Source organism: Flavobacterium sp. (genome assembly GCF_039930565.1).
Classification (GTDB): Bacteria; Bacteroidota; Bacteroidia; order Flavobacteriales; family Flavobacteriaceae; genus Flavobacterium.
The window spans coordinates 34,347-52,054 of sequence record NZ_JBDTTP010000005.1 but is presented as its reverse complement, the minus strand read 5'-3'; the positions used below and the strand labels follow the sequence as shown (position 1 = coordinate 52,054).

The 17,708-nt window shown below is 34.6% G+C and carries 14 protein-coding genes; 10 read left to right on the top strand and 4 right to left on the bottom strand.

Annotated features, from left to right (window positions below; genetic code table 11):
* Positions 1–377 precede the first annotated feature (377 nt).
* Positions 378–2,468, bottom strand: a complete 2,091-nt coding sequence (locus tag ABI657_RS02785; protein WP_348095715.1) for a hypothetical protein — start codon at positions 2,466–2,468, stop codon at positions 378–380.
* Positions 2,469–2,933: 465 nt separating this feature from the next.
* Between ABI657_RS02785 and ABI657_RS02780 the strand changes: the two genes are divergently transcribed.
* The 4 genes from ABI657_RS02780 (at position 2,934) to ABI657_RS02765 (ending at position 10,192) form a co-directional block, all read left to right on the top strand.
* A complete protein-coding gene (locus ABI657_RS02780) occupies positions 2,934–6,083 on the top strand; it encodes a glycoside hydrolase family 2 TIM barrel-domain containing protein (protein WP_348095714.1) in 3,150 nt (1,049 codons plus the stop codon).
* A gap of 346 nt (positions 6,084–6,429) precedes the next feature.
* The gene (locus ABI657_RS02775) at positions 6,430–8,007 is read left to right on the top strand and encodes a Na+/H+ antiporter (protein ID WP_348095713.1); all 1,578 of its coding nucleotides are present in this window, start codon (positions 6,430–6,432) and stop codon (positions 8,005–8,007) included.
* A 150-nt stretch (positions 8,008–8,157) separates the two neighbouring features.
* Positions 8,158–9,624, top strand: a complete 1,467-nt coding sequence (locus tag ABI657_RS02770; RefSeq protein WP_348095712.1) for a glycoside hydrolase family 130 protein — start codon at positions 8,158–8,160, stop codon at positions 9,622–9,624.
* A 97-nt stretch (positions 9,625–9,721) separates the two neighbouring features.
* On the top strand, positions 9,722–10,192 hold the full coding sequence (locus ABI657_RS02765) for a hypothetical protein (RefSeq protein WP_348095711.1): 471 nt from the start codon (positions 9,722–9,724) through the stop codon (positions 10,190–10,192).
* A 57-nt stretch (positions 10,193–10,249) separates the two neighbouring features.
* Here the strand turns inward: ABI657_RS02765 and ABI657_RS02760 are convergent, their stop codons facing one another.
* The 3 genes from ABI657_RS02760 to ABI657_RS02750 form a co-directional block, all read right to left on the bottom strand.
* Positions 10,250–11,026 carry a TIGR03915 family putative DNA repair protein gene (locus ABI657_RS02760; protein WP_348095710.1) on the bottom strand — a complete coding sequence of 259 codons (777 nt, stop codon included), beginning with the start codon at positions 11,024–11,026 and terminating at the stop codon, positions 10,250–10,252.
* A 5-nt stretch (positions 11,027–11,031) separates the two neighbouring features.
* Positions 11,032–12,291: a putative DNA modification/repair radical SAM protein gene (locus ABI657_RS02755; protein WP_348095709.1), complete on the bottom strand. Its 1,260-nt coding sequence runs from the start codon at positions 12,289–12,291 to the stop codon at positions 11,032–11,034.
* A 216-nt stretch (positions 12,292–12,507) separates the two neighbouring features.
* Positions 12,508–13,677 carry a zinc-dependent alcohol dehydrogenase gene (locus tag ABI657_RS02750; protein WP_348095708.1) on the bottom strand — a complete coding sequence of 390 codons (1,170 nt, stop codon included), beginning with the start codon at positions 13,675–13,677 and terminating at the stop codon, positions 12,508–12,510.
* Between the two features lie 210 nt (positions 13,678–13,887).
* Here ABI657_RS02750 and ABI657_RS02745 point away from each other — a divergent pair, with 210 nt between their 5' ends.
* From ABI657_RS02745 to ABI657_RS02720, 6 genes are all read left to right on the top strand, one after another.
* Positions 13,888–15,126 (top strand): FAD-dependent oxidoreductase, encoded by a 1,239-nt coding sequence (locus tag ABI657_RS02745; RefSeq protein ID WP_348095707.1) that lies wholly within the window; start codon positions 13,888–13,890, stop codon positions 15,124–15,126.
* Positions 15,105–15,464 carry a Rieske 2Fe-2S domain-containing protein gene (locus ABI657_RS02740; RefSeq protein ID WP_348095706.1) on the top strand — a complete coding sequence of 120 codons (360 nt, stop codon included), beginning with the start codon at positions 15,105–15,107 and terminating at the stop codon, positions 15,462–15,464. The genes ABI657_RS02745 and ABI657_RS02740 overlap by 22 nt, the downstream gene beginning before the upstream one ends.
* Before the next feature lie 5 nt (positions 15,465–15,469).
* A complete protein-coding gene (locus ABI657_RS02735) occupies positions 15,470–16,051 on the top strand; it encodes a flavodoxin family protein (RefSeq protein ID WP_348095705.1) in 582 nt (193 codons plus the stop codon).
* A 143-nt stretch (positions 16,052–16,194) separates the two neighbouring features.
* On the top strand, positions 16,195–16,641 hold the full coding sequence (locus tag ABI657_RS02730) for a hypothetical protein (protein ID WP_348095704.1): 447 nt from the start codon (positions 16,195–16,197) through the stop codon (positions 16,639–16,641).
* Positions 16,642–16,799: 158 nt separating this feature from the next.
* On the top strand, positions 16,800–16,952 hold the full coding sequence (locus ABI657_RS02725) for a hypothetical protein (RefSeq protein WP_348095703.1): 153 nt from the start codon (positions 16,800–16,802) through the stop codon (positions 16,950–16,952).
* Between the two features lie 28 nt (positions 16,953–16,980).
* On the top strand, positions 16,981–17,661 hold the full coding sequence (locus ABI657_RS02720; RefSeq protein WP_348095702.1) for an SRPBCC family protein: 681 nt from the start codon (positions 16,981–16,983) through the stop codon (positions 17,659–17,661).
* The last annotated feature ends 47 nt before the right edge of the window (positions 17,662–17,708 follow it).

The following is a 17,708-nucleotide window of genomic DNA, read 5'->3' as shown; positions in this document are numbered from 1 at the left end:
CATTTTAATTGCTCAACATTAATACAGGGAAGTATCTTTTACTCCGGGGATTTGACTTCTAAAACAATACTTATTTTTCCTTTTCCTTTTTATTATAAATAATACCTTAACCAAAGTTTCACTAACATTGAAGATTTGAACATACGATAGTGGAAACAAATGTTGAATAAATCAAACCTCAAATCAGAATCCTTGCCAAATTGTAACCATTTGATTACTATCTACATAGTGGAGTAAATTATTATACAAAAATTACATTAAATTAATATTATAGTATGCATCCAAAAAGATAAATGAATATATGTGTCTGCCATTCTATTTATTATATCCTCACTACAAAAAATAAACCCCTGATCATGATAGCAGGGGTTTATGTTTTATTCCGAAATAAATTGTATTACATAGTTTTTAACTACACCATCATAGTCAAATTTTGCTAACGCTTTTCCTGATAAGGTCACTGCTTGTGTAACCGTAACTTTTACTTTCGAATTATTGGCAGAAGCTGATAATATAGGTATTGTAGTTGTACCAGATGGAATTTTATAAGTCTCCTGGTAACTATCATATCCTAAAATTCCATTTTGATCTGTAGATCTTACTGGAGTTGGAGAAAATTCTAATGCTTTTCCGTTAACCATAATTTTTACTGTCGGTACAACAGGAGGTGAAATCTTCTTGTCTTTTGAACTGAATCCCAAACCTGCCAGATTGAAGAGTTCTTCTGATTCAACACCTTCAGCTACTAAAAAAATAGCATGTTTTTTATCTAACTGGTCAACAAACTTTGAAACATCTGCAGTAAAATTAGTGATTTCCTGTTTAGCATTCTCAGGAACAATAATTTCTGCTATTTTTTTTCCTTTCCAGGCAGCATTATCCCACGGACCATCTAACCAAACATTAACTTTAAAGGATTTTGTTGTTTTTGGGGTTAGAAACAAGTTAAATTTTGTATTGTTTCCTTTTTTAGTCCCTTTGAAAGCTTTTAAGCCATCCTTATCCTTTTTAAGTCCTCCAAAACCAAAATATTTGTATCCAATAATATGGCCATTTTTAACTTTAGTAATAGGCATATGGTTATCCCAAATATCCCATGAATCCTGTTGGATGCTATTGTCAGAAAGATAACTTGCATAACCTGCAGAATAATATTGATAAGGATCAAGCCCATAAATATGAAATCCTTCCGAAGTCACTTCTGCCCCTTTATATTGTTTACCCTGACTATCTTTTGCTGTCCATGTTGTATCAGGGCTATATGGGTCATATCCTGTAATTAAAACAGTACCTCCTTCTGATACAGGTTTATCATCCCAGGTAACCTTAACTGGTGCTACCATTGCCTGGCGTGCGTAACCAAATCCTCTTGGAGGCCTGTGATAAAAAACATACCACTGCCCGTTAATCTCCTGAATACTGCCATGTGTGTTATGACCTGCATTAGTTGTTTCAATTGCGGTACCGTCCTGATTCAATACCGGAGCACGGGAATCAACTAAAACTCCGCCACTTTTCCAAGGGCCTAATGGTGAGTCGCCTATTACATAACGCAAAGTAGAATTTGAACTGCTTACACCATATTCTGGTCCTGAATACCCACTGTAAATCGACACATACTTATTTCCCACTTTACGGATAGAAGATGCTTCAAAAAAATTGAACGTTCCTAAATCTTCACCTGGATATATTTTAGGAAATTCAGTTCCTTCAGGATCACGGGTTACTCCATATCTGGAGCTGGCGGGTAAAAAGCGTTCAATTATTTTCGTTCCTGGTCTCAGTGAATACATGGTATTCTGATCTAATTCTGCTGCTGATGATTTTTGAAAACCCCAATACCCATAAACCCTGAACCCAATTTCGTAGTCGGGATCTTTTGGATCGGTAATATACTGAACATAAATAGCAGGATCAAAACCTAAAATGCTGCCCGGTACTGTACGCTTTCCGTCAGCAGTTAAATTTATCGGCTTAAAAGGTCCGTCAGGCCGGCTTCCTTTGGCCACCATTGCTTCTCTGTTTTGTCCCCGACTGTGCGGATATAAATAATATTCTTTTTTTCCGTCTTTTCTTTTTACCTCAACAAGGTCAGGGGCATACATGACATCCCATTTTCCATCCACTTCATAAGTAAAAGCAGGGCCTTCATCGCGCCAACTGGACAGATTTCCCACAGGTGCTGACCAGATTCGTATATCTGCGCCACAATAGCTAGTATTACGCACATCATGAGATCCAATAATGTAGGCCCGGTATTTTCCCGGATTATCAGGATCATCAAAAACCCGGGGTTCACCATCGGGTAAGTGTTCCCATAAAGGCAGATAAGGATTCCCTATTGCGTGATGTACAAATTTATTATCTGATTTGTCATTTGAATTCAGATTATTTTGTCCCTTAACATTTGTTCCGGAGAGTAATAACCCCAATGTGCATACTAAAATTTTACTTGTTTTTATCATCATTTTTATAATTATTATTTTTTATGATTGCTGTTTAGATTACTAATACTTCTTATCACGTCTTACAACAGTAATAATTAAATTTTACTGTATTTTAAATAAATTGAAGTTTTATCCTAATATGATTTCCAAAAATTTTAAAATATTTGCATGATACCTTACATTAATGGATAATTAAATTTTAAGGCGTTAGACAAAAATAAACAAAAAGACAAAAAAGCAACCGATTGTGTTATTTTTTTTATTATGTTTAAAAAAATTCATATTATAATAAATAAAATTAAAATCTAAAATAATGCAACCGATTGTTTTGTATATGCTTTTTAAATATATTTGTTTTTATATGGATTAAAAAATAAGTTAATAATAGTGGTATTCATAAATAATTCTGAAATAAATAACAATTCTTCTCATCAAAAAGATATTTTATAAATAAAATAGCATTCAATGTAGAAATACTTATAACCAATGACAAAAAAAACTTTCATACTATTAATTTTCTTATCATTATTTCAAGTGAATCAGATTGTAGCTCAAACTGGCTACACAGGAGCTTTAATTCCACCAGAAATAGACAACCCTGAATTATTAGGCATAAACAAAGAACCTTATCATGCCACATTAATGCCATATGCCAATCTTAAAGAAGCCCTGAAGGCCAATCGACATGCTTCATCATTTTGTGCAAGTCTTAACGGGCAATGGAAATTTAACTGGGTACCAACTCCGGAAAAGCGACCTGTTGATTTCTACAAATCGGATTTTGATGTTTCCGGATGGAAAGAAATCCCTGTGCCTTCTAACTGGGAAGTTCATGGTTATGGCACACCTTTTTACAGGAACTTAGGATATACGATTAAAAAAGATTATCCGCGTGTAATGAGTGAACCAGAGAAATGGTATACATCTTATGTTGAAAGAAATCCGGTGGGGAGCTATCGCAGGGAATTTACTATTCCTGCAGAATGGTCAGGCCGTCGTAATTTCATAACTTTTGATGGTGTTGACAGTGCTTTCTTTTTGTGGGTAAACGGTCAAAAAGTTGGTTTTAGTGTAAATAGTCGAAATGCTGCAGAGTTTGATCTTACCAAATATCTGAAACCCGGCAAAAATATGATTGCTGTAGAGGTATACCAATACAGCTCAGGCACATGGCTCGAAGATCAGGATATGTGGCGTCTGCACGGAATTTTCAGAAATGTAACACTATGGAGCGCTCCACAAGTACATATCCGTGATTTTTTTGTAAAAACGGAGCTGGACAACGAATATAAGGATGCAACATTGAATGTATCCGCTAAAATTAAAAATTACAGTGACAAAACTGCTAAAGCGCAAACATTCACAGCAACACTTTATGACAAAGAAGGCAAGGAAATAGCTAAAGGAATTGCAATGGGTACTGCACTTAAAGCTAATAAGGAAGAATCACTTAATGTAAAAATCAAAGTGTTGAATCCATTAAAATGGACTGCTGAAACTCCTCATCTATATACCGTTGTATTGACAAATTCTGAGGGTGAAATAGTGTCATCAAAAATAGGATTTCGCAAAGTAGAAATCAACGGTCGTGTTTTTATGGTAAATGGTGTACCTATCAAACTGAAAGGTGTAAACCGCCATGAACACTGGTCAGACGTTGGGCATGCGGTTACAGAAGAACAGATGATACGCGATTTGGAAGTTATTAAACAAGGAAATTGTAATCACATCCGTACCAGCCATTATTCAAATGATCCTCGTTGGTATGAGTTGTGTGACGAATGGGGAATCTGGTTAGTTGCTGAAGCGAATATGGAATATCATGGTTATGATAAAAGGTTTGATGAAGAACCAACTATAAAAGCAGCTATTATTGATCGTAATGTGGCTAATGTTGAAAATTTTAAAAATCATCCCTCTGTAATTATTTGGTCACTTGGAAATGAAGGCGGTGGAATCAGCACAAATCTTAAAGCCGCAATGGCTGAAGTTAAGGCAATTGACTCTACACGATTTGTTCATTATGAAAGATTTGGCAGCGGCAAAAACAATCCTGCAGACTTAGATGGACGCATGTATGGAAGTGCAGCCGAGTATGTTGATATGGCGAAAAATTGGGGTCTGACTAAACCACTTTATATCTGTGAATTTGTTCATGCTATGTTCAACTCTATGGGATCTCTTGATGAATACTCTAAGGCATTTGACAACAATCCTGAAATTTTGGGAGGTGCTATTTGGGAATTCCAGGATCAGGCATTATGGAACAAGCGTGATCCTAATCATCCTATTTTAGCTTATGGAGGCGGCTTTGGAGAAAAGCCAAATGATCACTATTTTATTCACAAAGGAGTAATTTCTTATGACCGTGCAACAGCAGGAAACAATGTAAAGCCACATTATCCCGAAATGAAAAAAGCATTTCAATGGATTGATACCGAACTTACTGATCCCGTTAACGGCAGTATTAAAATTAAAAACAAATACCAGTTTATTTCTCTGGATGGTTTTGATGCTACCTGGAGCCTGACCGAAAACGGACAAGAAATTGGAAACGGAAAATTTAAAATTCGCCCTACTTGGGGTAAAGGAATTTTTACAGCTAACATCCCTTACAAAATAGAGCATCCTAAAGCAGATTCGGAATACTATTTAAGAATTTCATATAAGCAAAAGGAAAAAACACTTTGGGCTGAAAAAGATTTTGAAGTAGCGACTGAGCAATTTAAAGTTCCCGTGAATACACTGCCCCTGGATGAAATAAAAATCACACAGACAGTTAAACTGGTTCAAAATCCTGAATCGGCTATTATTTCAGGAAAAGATTTTTCTGTAAGTTTTGATAAGAAAACAGGCTTTATGAGTCAGTTAAATAAAAATGGAATTAATCTTCTAACAACGGATGGTTCACCTAAATTACATTTATGGCGGGCGTCGCACCGTAATGACGATGATTGGGCTTATCAGCAATGGGAAAAGTACGGAGTAACTACACTTCAATATAAAGTAGTTGATTTTAAAATAGAAATTATTGATAAATATTCCATCCGGATTACTTCTACAACAAAAGCAGATGGTAAAGAAGGTTTTGGCGTTTATCATACTGCAACCTATTTAATTAATGGTGATGGATCAATTAAGGTAGATAATGATGTTAAATTTGTTGGTTTCCGTATTAATTTGGCCCGAATTGGGGTACGAATGTTATTAGACAAAAAACTGGATCGCATGTCATTCTTTGGTCGGGGACCATTCGAAAATTATTCAGATCGCAAAAGTTCAGCCGAAGTTGGTATTCATGAATTAGGAGTAAATGAACAATATGAATATGAAAAACCGATGGAACGTGGCAATCATGAAGATGTCAGTTGGGCGAAACTAAGTGGCAGGGAAATGCCTTCTTTTATGGTAAAAGCAGATGAAAAACTAATGCAGGCAGCAGTACTTCCTCATACTGATGAACAAATGCATCCTGTAGAATACAAAATTGATTTGCCTCCAAGTACTTCAACTGTATTCTGCGTATCAACTAAAACATTAGGTGTTGGGTCAGCCAGCTGTGGTCCAAAACCACTCGAAAAATATCAGGTTTTTGCTGTGCCTACATCATTTACTTATACTATTAATATATTTTGATAATTAATTTAATTATGAGATGATAAAAAAACAGCCGATTGTAATAATTTTTATTTACAATCTGCTGTTTTTTTGGCTTAAATATGATAAAAATTGCAAGACATAAAACAGAAAAAGAAAATATGGAGATATTAAAAATAGGTTTGTAGAAGTACGATTCTTGACAACAGTAATTGACAAATAAGTATTAATTTTTATTTCATAACATAATTAATACTATTATCTTTAAAATTCTTTACTAACTATAATATTTCAGTAAACGAATGATCCTGATTTGTTAATTAAGGCTATAAATAATCTGACTATTAAATAAAGAATTAACTAACAAGATTTTCTATAAACTAATATGCTTGAAAACTTCCCATTTTATCTTGGTCTTTTAATACTTATTTTATTGCTGATTATGCTGGCTAATAAAATAAAAGTGGCTTATCCTATATTATTGGTACTCGCCGGATTAGTTATAAGCTTTATTCCCGGGGTACCTATAATTAATATCCAGCCTGAACTCATCTTTTTTATTTTTTTGCCCCCATTATTATATGAAGCAGCCTGGACAGTTTCCTGGAAAGAAATGTGGAAATGGCGTCGAATTATTACAAGCTTTGCTTTTGTAGTAGTTTTTTTATCAGCACTTTCTGTAGCGTTAGTTGCTAATTATTTAATCCCAGGATTTTCATTAGCATTAGGTTTTGTACTGGGCGGGATAGTTTCACCCCCGGACGCAGTAAGTGCGGGCGCAATTTTGAAATTTGTTAAAGTTCCAAAGGGTATTTCCTCCATATTAGAAGGTGAAAGTTTATTGAACGACGCCTCTTCTTTGATCATTTTCAGATTTGCCATGATTGCTGTTGCAACGGAGCAATTTCTATTTTATAAAGCGGCATCAAGTTTTGGCTGGATGATTATTGGCGGTGTAGCAATAGGATTATTAATTGGATGGCTTTTTATGAAAGCACATAGATATTTGCCAACTGACGCCAATATGGATATCGTTTTAACACTTCTAACTCCGTATATTATTTATCTGGCTGCTGAAGAAGCGCACAGTTCAGGTGTATTGGCAGTAGTAAGCGGTGGATTGCTTCTGTCTAATAACAGACATCGTTTTCTTAACAGCAGATCCCGACTGCATGGAATAAATGTTTGGGAAAGTTTTTGTTTTATTTTAAACGGATTAGTTTTTATGCTGATCGGATTAGATTTACCCCAAATTACTAAAGGTCTTGAAGAGGTTAATATCAGTATTTCAAGTGCAATTGGTTATGGTATAGTAATAACATTGGTTTTAATGGTGAGCAGAATGTTATCTTCCTATGGTGCTTTAGTTATTACATTTATAGTACGTAAATTTATTACTGTTGCTGATAGAGCCCCTGGTATAAAAACACCTTTTATACTGGGTTGGACAGGAATGCGTGGTGTGGTTTCACTCGCAGCAGCCTTATCAATACCTGTTTATTTGAATAATGGTAATGGATTTCCGCAACGTAATCTTATTTTGTTTATCACTTTTGTTGTTATTCTCCTGACATTATTAATTCAAGGCTTAACTTTGCCATATTTTATAAAAAAAATAGATTTTAAAACTACAGATGATAAATTGACTAAAGATGAAATTTATCATAATATTCAACAGGAATTAGCTCAATATGCCATACATTATTTAAAAACAAATTATAATGGCGAGATTGAAAACAACCCTTCCTTACAGCATCTTATTCAGAAATGGGAACAGCATACTAATATAAATGAGGATGAATCAATTGGAAATGACCTTAAACCTATCTATCTGGACTTATTACACAAACAAAGAGAATGGCTCATAAATAAAAACAGGCAGGATCAAACCCTGGATGAATCTATAATACGAAGACAAATGCATTATTTAGATATTGAGGAAGAAAAATTGCGATATATTTAGAATACTATCTTAATAATGAATTACTTACAGATAAAGCAATATAAGTCCAGTAATGTTAATAAAAAATATGGCTTTTTTTTCTTTAAAAATTATTAACTTGTTTTATTATTAAAAATAAATTAAAATTACTTGGTTGTAAAAAAATAAACTATGCGAGTATCAGTTATCAGAAAAAATATAAAATTTATCCCTGATTCAAAAAGAGTTGTTGCACGATTTTTTGTGAATGGTGATGAAAGGACCCAACAAATGGTGGCGCGCATTATGATGCTTGATGAAAAACAAGTATTAGAAACCCTGGAGCAGACACTTCGGGAGTTTGCAAGGCGCCATAGAAATATTTCGTCCATATTTTTTAAACATTGCGAAAAAATCAGACCTGTAATAGAAGCAATGCAGATTAATTATGAAGCAATATCGCTTGATCGAAAAATGCTTATAGGAGCTTATTGCACAATGGAATATGCTATAGAATCTGCCGCTATTTTCAATCCTTCAATTGTGGAAGATTTTGATCAGTCCGGTCTGGAAATGGGTGAAAAAAGAGTTATTATTTCCTTTAGGGCAACCGGTGAGGGACATATATCGTCAATTGTTTTCAGAAGAGGTATTCTTGACAAAGATAACAACCTTCAGATTATGAAAATTGGTCATCATATTGATAAGGCTGAAATTATGCACAAATCGTTTTTTAACAAAGAACGATTCTTAATGAAATTGTCTGAAATGCATACACAGGACAAGTACATTACACAAATTATGCAGGATTTGCCGGATGAATTTGAATATGAAGTTTTAAAGAATATTGTAAATACTGGTTTAAGCGACCCTGCTATTCGGGAAGAAAGAAGAATAGCCCTTAATGAAATACTCTGGTTGGCAAAATCATTTTATGATTTAGAATTCAAACATGATTCTGATATTACGGAACGCGTTATATTCCCAATTTCCGATTCTGAAAGCCGTGGTATCGAAGATGCGCGTTTTGTCCGCTTTGTTGATGACGATGGTTCTACCCGTGTTATGGCAACTTATACAGCCTATAATGGGCATACCATATTGCCGAAACTTATTTCTACTGAAGATTTTTACACCTTTAGAGTTATGCCTTTACATGGTACCGGGGCTCAGAATAAAAACCTGGCTTTATTTCCAAGAAAAATAAAAGGTAAATATGCCATGCTTGCCCGAATAGATGGTGTTAATAATTATATTATGTATTCTGACAGGGTTACACAATGGAATACTCCTATTCGACTTCAGGAACCACGTTACACATGGGAAATTACACAAATTGGAAATTGTGGTTCGCCACTCTGGACAGCAGAAGGGTGGCTTGTTATTACCCATGGTGTAGGAACAATGAGACGCTATTGTATAGGTGCTTCATTATTTGATCTTGATGATCCTTCTAAGGAAATTGGAAGACTTAGTGAGCCTCTGCTTTCACCATTGGAAGATGAGCGTGAAGGATATGTTCCAAATGTAGTTTATTCATGCGGTGCAATTATTCATAACAATAGTCTTATATTACCTTATGCGGTATCTGACTATTCCTCTACTTATGCAGTAGTTGATATGATTGAACTGTTAGATGCTTTGAAGAAAAGTAAATAATGACTACTATTTGATTCTAAGAATTAACCAAATATCTCAATTATTTTTAGGCTCGGTTTTTGTCTTAAAGAATATATGACCAATTAATAATGGAATTATGAAAACTTTAAAATATTTATTGATAGTAATAGTATTGCTGTCTTTTACTCCTTCACATGCTCAGCTTTCTGTAAATGTAAATGTTGGAAGCCCGCCAGCATGGGGACCAGCTGGTTATGATGATGTTCGTTATTATTATTTACCCGATCTTGAAACGTATTATGATGTCAGAACATCTAATTATGTGTACATCAATAACGGAACATGGATAAGAAGACGATCATTACCTACTGTTTACAGAAATTATGATCTTTATAACGAATACAAGGTAGTATTGACAGATTATAGAGGAGACAGACCTTATGATCATTTCAAAACCCATAAAGTAAAATATGGAAAAGGCTATAAAGGGAAACCTCAAAAAACTATTGGACCAAAACCTGGCAAAGGAAATGGTGGACCAAAGCACAATGATCATCATGGAAATGACAAAGAGCATGGACATAGCAAAGGAAAAGGGAAACATTAATTAAAAAAGGCTTTATAAGCCTCTTTTTTTATTAAATTAAACTCAAATTTTATTTCTCTATTTTTTAATATTAGGAATTTTTTCTATCAAATTTTTCCAATAACGTTTGGGCATATGCTGAACATGAAGCTTCATGTTTTTTCTTGACTCGATGTTCACACTGCTAAAATAACGCCGCCATAGATTTTGGAAAAATTCCTCATCTTCATCAAATATTTCAGCTAAAAACTTGGAAGAATTCAAATGGGAATCAAACTGAAGCTGAACCGTTGAAAGGTTCTGAAGATCATAATAAACTCCATATTTTCGTTTTGCATCATAAATCAGCCACCTCTGATCTGCATAACGTCTTTTAAAATGTTTTTCGATAAGGGGCAATACATTACAATCAGGCTCAACAATAGCATAATACAAATCATCTTTAGTGAGTTTGAAACGCACAAATGCTTTCATTCTATGACTTTCTTTTGTAGTTAAATTAGATGCTTTTATAATATCTAATACGATACTATTACCATAATCCTGCTCTATATTTACTGCACTCGAAAATACATATTGTATATATTGAAATAATAATTCTTCTATCTGATCTAATTCTGATAAAAAGGCACAATAAACACCTTCAAACCCATTTTTTGAAAGGTGAATCTTTAGTCCGTTTAAAACCCGTGTTGCTTTTGCATCATCTGTTGTTACCGTGTGCTTGCTGGAAAAAAGCAAACCTCCGGAAACTTCATTTTTGGCAAAAACAACATCATGCAGCTTATATTCGTAAATCTCGAATACGGCTGTAAGGAAACCTTCATAGGTTCCGTCATATATTACCTGTGTCATCTTAATTAAAATAAAGCCAGTTGGTTGGAGAAATCATTTTTATATTTACTCTTTTGAGTATTTAAAATATGATCCTTGATTTGAGTTGAAGTTAAATCTTTTTGCAATTGAAAAGGAGTTGCAAAAGCTAAAAAATATCTCGCACGACTATATGAAATGCCGAGTTTTTGTAAATCCTGAGCCTGCAATTTTTTAAATTGTCTTGCCGCTACAATCTTTTTGGCACTTAGAAATCCTATTCCCGGAATACGTTTAATAAGTTCCAGATCGGCTTTGTTGACATCGACGGGAAATTGATGGAGGTTTCGCAAAGCCCAGCCTAATTTGGGATCTATATCCAAATCAAGATTAGGCTGATCAAATCCAACAATTTCATTCACATTAAAGCCGTAAAAACGAATCAGCCAATCTGCCTGATACAAACGATTTTCGCGAATCATAGGCACTGGAGTTCCTATTGCCGGAAGCCGGTGATCATAACTTATGGGTACATAACCTGAATAATATACACGTCTCATGTTCATCTTTTCATAAAAATAATTGGCCATTCCCAAAATTTCCATATCATTTTCTTTCGTTGCGCCAATAACCATTTGTGTACTTTGTCCGGCTGGGGCAAAAAGTGGTGTTTTATAATTGAGCTTCTTTTCTTCTTTATATTCAATAATCTCATTTTTAAGATATTCCATCGGTTTAATTACATCGCGATGATTTTTATCAGGTGCCAGCAATTTTAAGCTTTGTTCTGTTGGCATTTCGACATTCACACTTAAACGATCTGCATACATACCGGCCTGTTTGAGTAATTCATCACTCGCACCGGGAATAGCCTTAAGATGTATGTAACCATTGAAGTTTTCTTCCAAACGCAATTTCTTCGCAATTCTGACTAACCTTTCCATTGTAAAATCAGCATTATCAAAAATACCGGAACTCAAAAACAATCCCTCAATATAATTCCTGCGATAAAAACCAATTGTGAGGTCAACGACTTCCTGTACCGTAAAGGCAGCGCGTTTTACATCATTGCTTTTTCTGCTTACACAATAAGCGCAGTCAAAAATACAATGGTTCGTAAGTAATATTTTTAACAGCGAAACACAACGTCCATCTTCTGTAAAAGCATGACATATTCCATATCCTGATGAATCACCAATTCCTTTATTTTTATTCTCACGTTTACTTTGACCTGACGCACATGAGACATCATATTTTGCAGCATCTGCCAATATTGTCAGCTTCTCCATTACTCTTTCATTTACCATTTTGACTTTTTTTACTTTAAAAACTGAAATTCATTTCTCTCAAAATTAATAATTTAGACACAATCCATAACAAATTCATTGTTACAAATTGTATCATTTTTCAGTATTGATTTTTTTGTAGTAAATATATTATTTAAACATATCAGACTATTTTAAAAAAATATTCCAATAAATCTAAAAGACCTATTGGAATATTTTTTAGGAATTGTATGTACATTATGACCATGGATCAAGCACAACTTTTACACAGCCGTCTTCTCTTTTTTTGAAAATATCATAAGCATGCGAAATTTTTGATAATGGCAATCTGTGGGTAATTATATCATCCAGTTTTACTTTACCCTGAATGACATATTCTAAAAGCTTGTCAATATGTTTGTGTGCAGGAGCCTGTCCCCCTTTTAAAATTATCCCTTTATCAAAAAATTGACCTAAAGGGAAATTATCGTAATTTACAGGATAAACACCCAAAACAGAAACAATACCACTTCTTCTCACAGCACTCATACAGGCTTCTAATACCTTTGTTGAACCTTTTTCAAAATTAACGGTAGCTTTAACACGATCAGTAAAACTTCTATCCGGTTCAAAACCCACTGCATCAATGCAAACGTCTGCTCCACGCCCATTGGTTAATGACCTGATATGCTGTATAACATCTTTAGCATCATCTTCCCAAAGTATAGTTGTGGCACCCGTAGTGGCTTTGGCCTTATCCAGCCTGTATTGTAATGTATCTACAATAATGACTTGTTCAGCTCCTCGCAGCCAGGCACTTTTTGCCGCCATCAAACCAACTGGTCCGGAACCGAATATTGCTACTGTTTCACCTCCTTTTACTTCTCCCCAATCCACTCCTGTATAACCGGTAGGGAAAATATCGGTAAGAAAAAGAACTTGTTCATCTGTTAAATCATCCGGAACTACTCTTGGGCCGTAATTAGCATAAGGAACACGAACATATTGTGATTGTCCTCCGTCATACCCTCCATACAAATCCGTGTAACCAAAAAGAGCTCCTCCTTTCTCTGTCAAAATCCCTCCTTCTGGTCCATAATGTTCCGGATTACTATGTTCGCAGTTTCCGGGAACATCGTGGTTGCAGAAAAAACAATTCCCGCAGGCAATAGGAAAAGGTACAACAACACGATCCCCTCTTTTTAAATTCGTAACTGCAGACCCGGTTTCTTCAACAATTCCCATAAATTCATGTCCCAAAACCATAGGTCTAGCCTGAGGAAAACCACCAGAATAAATGTGAAGATCTGAACCACAAATGGCAGTAGAAGTGACTTTTAAAATAATATCATCTTTTTCTATTAGTTTAGGATCTTCAACCGTATCGTATTTAATGGATCCAGGGCCGTGTATAACTGCTGCTTTCATGTGTTTAATTTTAAAATTAGTAAAATCTAATTAACTAATATAAAAGCAGTTGGAATTATATTTTTCTTTTAAATACTTACATAAAAGGCACAATGGCAATCATATAAAATTTGTCAATAAAATTGTAAGTATCTCATATTTGTCATTAGTAGCTTTGAAATCAATAAATTACATTATCACTTCATTTTAAATTTCTATAAATTTTCATATATGGACAATTCAACTATTTTAAAAAGTTCCAGTATAACCTCAGGCGATAATGTTTCTTTTTGGATTGATACTACGCCTATAATTTCCTTTAATAAACCTAATCAGGATATTCAGACTGAAGTATTAATTATTGGCGGCGGGATCGCTGGACTTACTACAGCTTATAAATTACTAAAAGCGGGAAAAAAAGTGATTTTAGTAGAAGATGGTTTTATAGGCAGTGGCGAAACAGGACGTACAACTGCACATTTAACCTGCGCACTTGATGACCGTTATTATTTTTTGGAAGATACATTTGGAGAGGAAACAATAAAATTGGCAGCACAAAGTCATGCAGCAGCAATTGATGAAATTGAAAAAATTGGTATTAATTTAAATATCAATTGTTCATTTAAAAGAGTAAATGGCTATTTATTTCTTCATCCAACTGACAAAGAAGAAAATCTGGATAAAGAATTCCATGCTACGCAAAAAGCCGGACTGCGAACCACTCTGCTAAAAGGAATTCCGGCACTGGCAAACTGCGAAAAGCGGCGTTGTGTGGCTTTTAGCAATCAGGCACAGTTTCATGTATTAGATTATCTTAAAGGACTTGCAGATGCCATTATTTTGCTTGGCGGTACAATTTATACGGAAGCTCATGCAACAGCTATTACGAAAAAAGGCGCAAAAGTAAATGGTTATACTTTTTCTGCAGATCATATTGTGGTGGCAACCAATACGCCTATTAATGACACCTTAACAATGCATACCAAACAACATGCTTACAGAACCTATGTGATTGCAGGGAAAATTCCAAAAGGAAAACTTCCTTATTCACTTTGGTGGGATACTGGAGATCAGGAATCTAAATGGTTTTCCCAACCTTATCATTATGTTCGCCTGGAAAATTATGATGACAAATACGATTTGCTGATTGCCGGAGGTGAAGATCACAAAACCGGTCAGGCAGATGAAGAAAATATATTGGAGTCAGAACGATATGAGCGATTAGAGGCATGGACCCGAAATTATTTTCCTATGTTGGATGACATCTCCTACAGATGGTCAGGCCAAGTAATGGAACCATTAGATTCTTTAGGCTCTATGGGGAAAAATCCTGGCGATGACAACATTTATATTATTACAGGAGATTCAGGTAATGGCATGACACATACCACAATTGGTGCCATGATTATTTGTGATAGTATAATGGGAATTAAAAACAAAGGGAAGATTTGTATAGTCCTTCAAGAATAACCCTTAAAACAGCTGTCGATTTCGTTAAGGAAGCAGGTAATATGGCTTCACAATACTTAGATTGGATAAATGAATCTGATTTAAAAAACACTGCAGATCTGCCAGCAGGAGAAGGCGGAGTACTTTCTTCCGGACTGAAAAAAATTGCAGTTTATCGTGATTATGACAATACCTTAAAAGCTTTTTCTGCTGTGTGTCCGCATTTGGGCTGTATCGTGCAATGGAATGCTGATGAAAAATCGTTTGACTGCCCTTGTCATGGTTCCCGATTTGATACAGAAGGAATTGTCATTAACGGTCCTTCAGCAACAGATTTACATAAGATTCATATTAAATAAAAGAGATGAAAGCTATTATACTTTTGGCCACCCTTAAAAATAAAGGACGTTCTAATACTGAAACGCTTGCAGCATTTCTTGGAGAATATCTTACCAAACAAAATATTGATTTTGAAATAATAAAACTCGCCAACCATAACATAATTCCGGGAACATATACACACATGGACATAAAAGATGATTGGCCCAAGATCTATAATAAAATTCTTGAAGCAGAAATTTTATTATTTGCAACACCAATCTGGTGGAATAACCATTCATCAGAACTTCAAAAATGCATCGAAAGACTAGATGAAGTTTATGATATTATCCTTGCCGGGAAAGATTCTCCGCTTGATGGAAAAATTGGTGGAGTAATAGTAACAGGGGATTCAGACGGAGTAGAACATATTACCGGAAATATCGCTAATTTCTTCTGTAGTATTGGTGTTACGGTTCCTCCTTATACATCTCTTGGTGTTATTTGGGAAGGTCATGCGAAGGATTCCAAAAAAACTAAAGCGCAGCTTCTCAAATATTACCGTGCTAATTATGCTGAGGATGCAGAAGCAATGTCCGGGTCTTTAAAGAAGGCGATTAAACAATAACTTAAAAACTGATAAATAAGTGTACTTCCTTGTTGCAATTATGTTTCATGCTGATACTAATGTTGTTGTCAATTTTGACAATTATGTTTTACATTGATAACCTGGAAGTACATTTTTTTTATAATAACTTTAAACATCATTGTATGAACTTTGATATTCTTTTACAAATCGTTATCTCTTCTATAGCGGCAACATCACTTATGACGCTTTTTAGTTATGTTGTTTCTGCAAGTGCCCGAGAATTATATAAAGAGCCAGTACTGCTTACTTATATATTAACTTTTTTAGGTATTGAAGCAGCAATGCCGGTTAAAATCATTTTAGCCTGGTTACTGCACTATCTTATTGGATTAGCATTTGTTGTGGCGTATCATTATCTATGGGTTTATGATGTCCTTGAAATGTCTTGCCCTGTGGCTTTTCTATTGGGATCAATAAGTGGCATTATAGGAATTTTGGGCTGGATTGTTATGTTTACACTATCTTCAAAGAAACCCAATATCGATTTTCAAGGATACTATTTGCAGCTTTTTGTGGCTCATGTTATTTTTGGAATTGCAGCATTTGCTGTGTACAAAATTTTTATCTGATCTATCACACATGTATTTTATATCTATCCGTTAATTTTATAAAAATGAGCAAAAATACTATAATCTAATGGCTTATAAAGAAGCTATTTTTAACCTATAAATTTAATTTTGGCATTATGAAAAATGATTAAACGAAAAAAAATCCTCTTACTCAATATATGCAGCCTCCTTATGATGAAAAAAAGCAGAACCTTCCGGGATATAAAGTATTCATCAATATAAAACCTGACCACGAAGAAAATTCATATGTAGGATCAGGAAAATTAAAAGGACGAAAAGCAATCATTACCAGTAGCTATCCTACTATTTAATAATTAAAAACAATAAAAAATAAACATTATGGAAACAATATCAACAGCTCAGACCAAAAATCAAAATTCAATCTTGCCAAAGATTAAAAAAAATGTATCAACATTAGAAAGAATCGCAATGATTACCAGTGGCGGCTATCTTTTATACAAAGGGTTATCACAGGAAAACAAAAGTGTTACAAAAATTGGCAGTGGCGGGGCAATGCTGTTGCGAGGTATTTCAGGATACTGCCCAGTCTACGATGCGGTTGATCATCTTAAAAATGACAAGTCATCAAATGTAAATATTCGTGTAAATAGTTTCATTGAAAAGCCGATAAATGAAGTTTATAATTTCTGGCGTGATTTTGAAAACCTGCCAAAGTTCATGACACATCTTGAATCTGTTAGACCCCTGAGTTATACTACTTCAAAATGGACTGCAAAAGGTCCCGCGGGAATTGGAAAACTCAGCTGGAAAGCAGAAATAATCAAAGATGAAAAAGACAGACTTATCAGCTGGAATTCGTTGCCGGATTCATTAATAAAAAATGCTGGAAAAGTTGTTTTCAGACCCAGCGGAAACGGAACAGAAATAATTGTCACAATCTCTTACCATGCACCTCTTGGAGTAGCAGGAGAAAGTGCGGCAAAATTGCTAAATCCGTATTTCGAAAAATTAGTAAGAGAAGATCTGATCAATTTTAAAACATACCTGGAGTCTCTTTAAGCAAATAATATGCATAAAAAAGCCTGTAATTTTTAAACAATTACAGG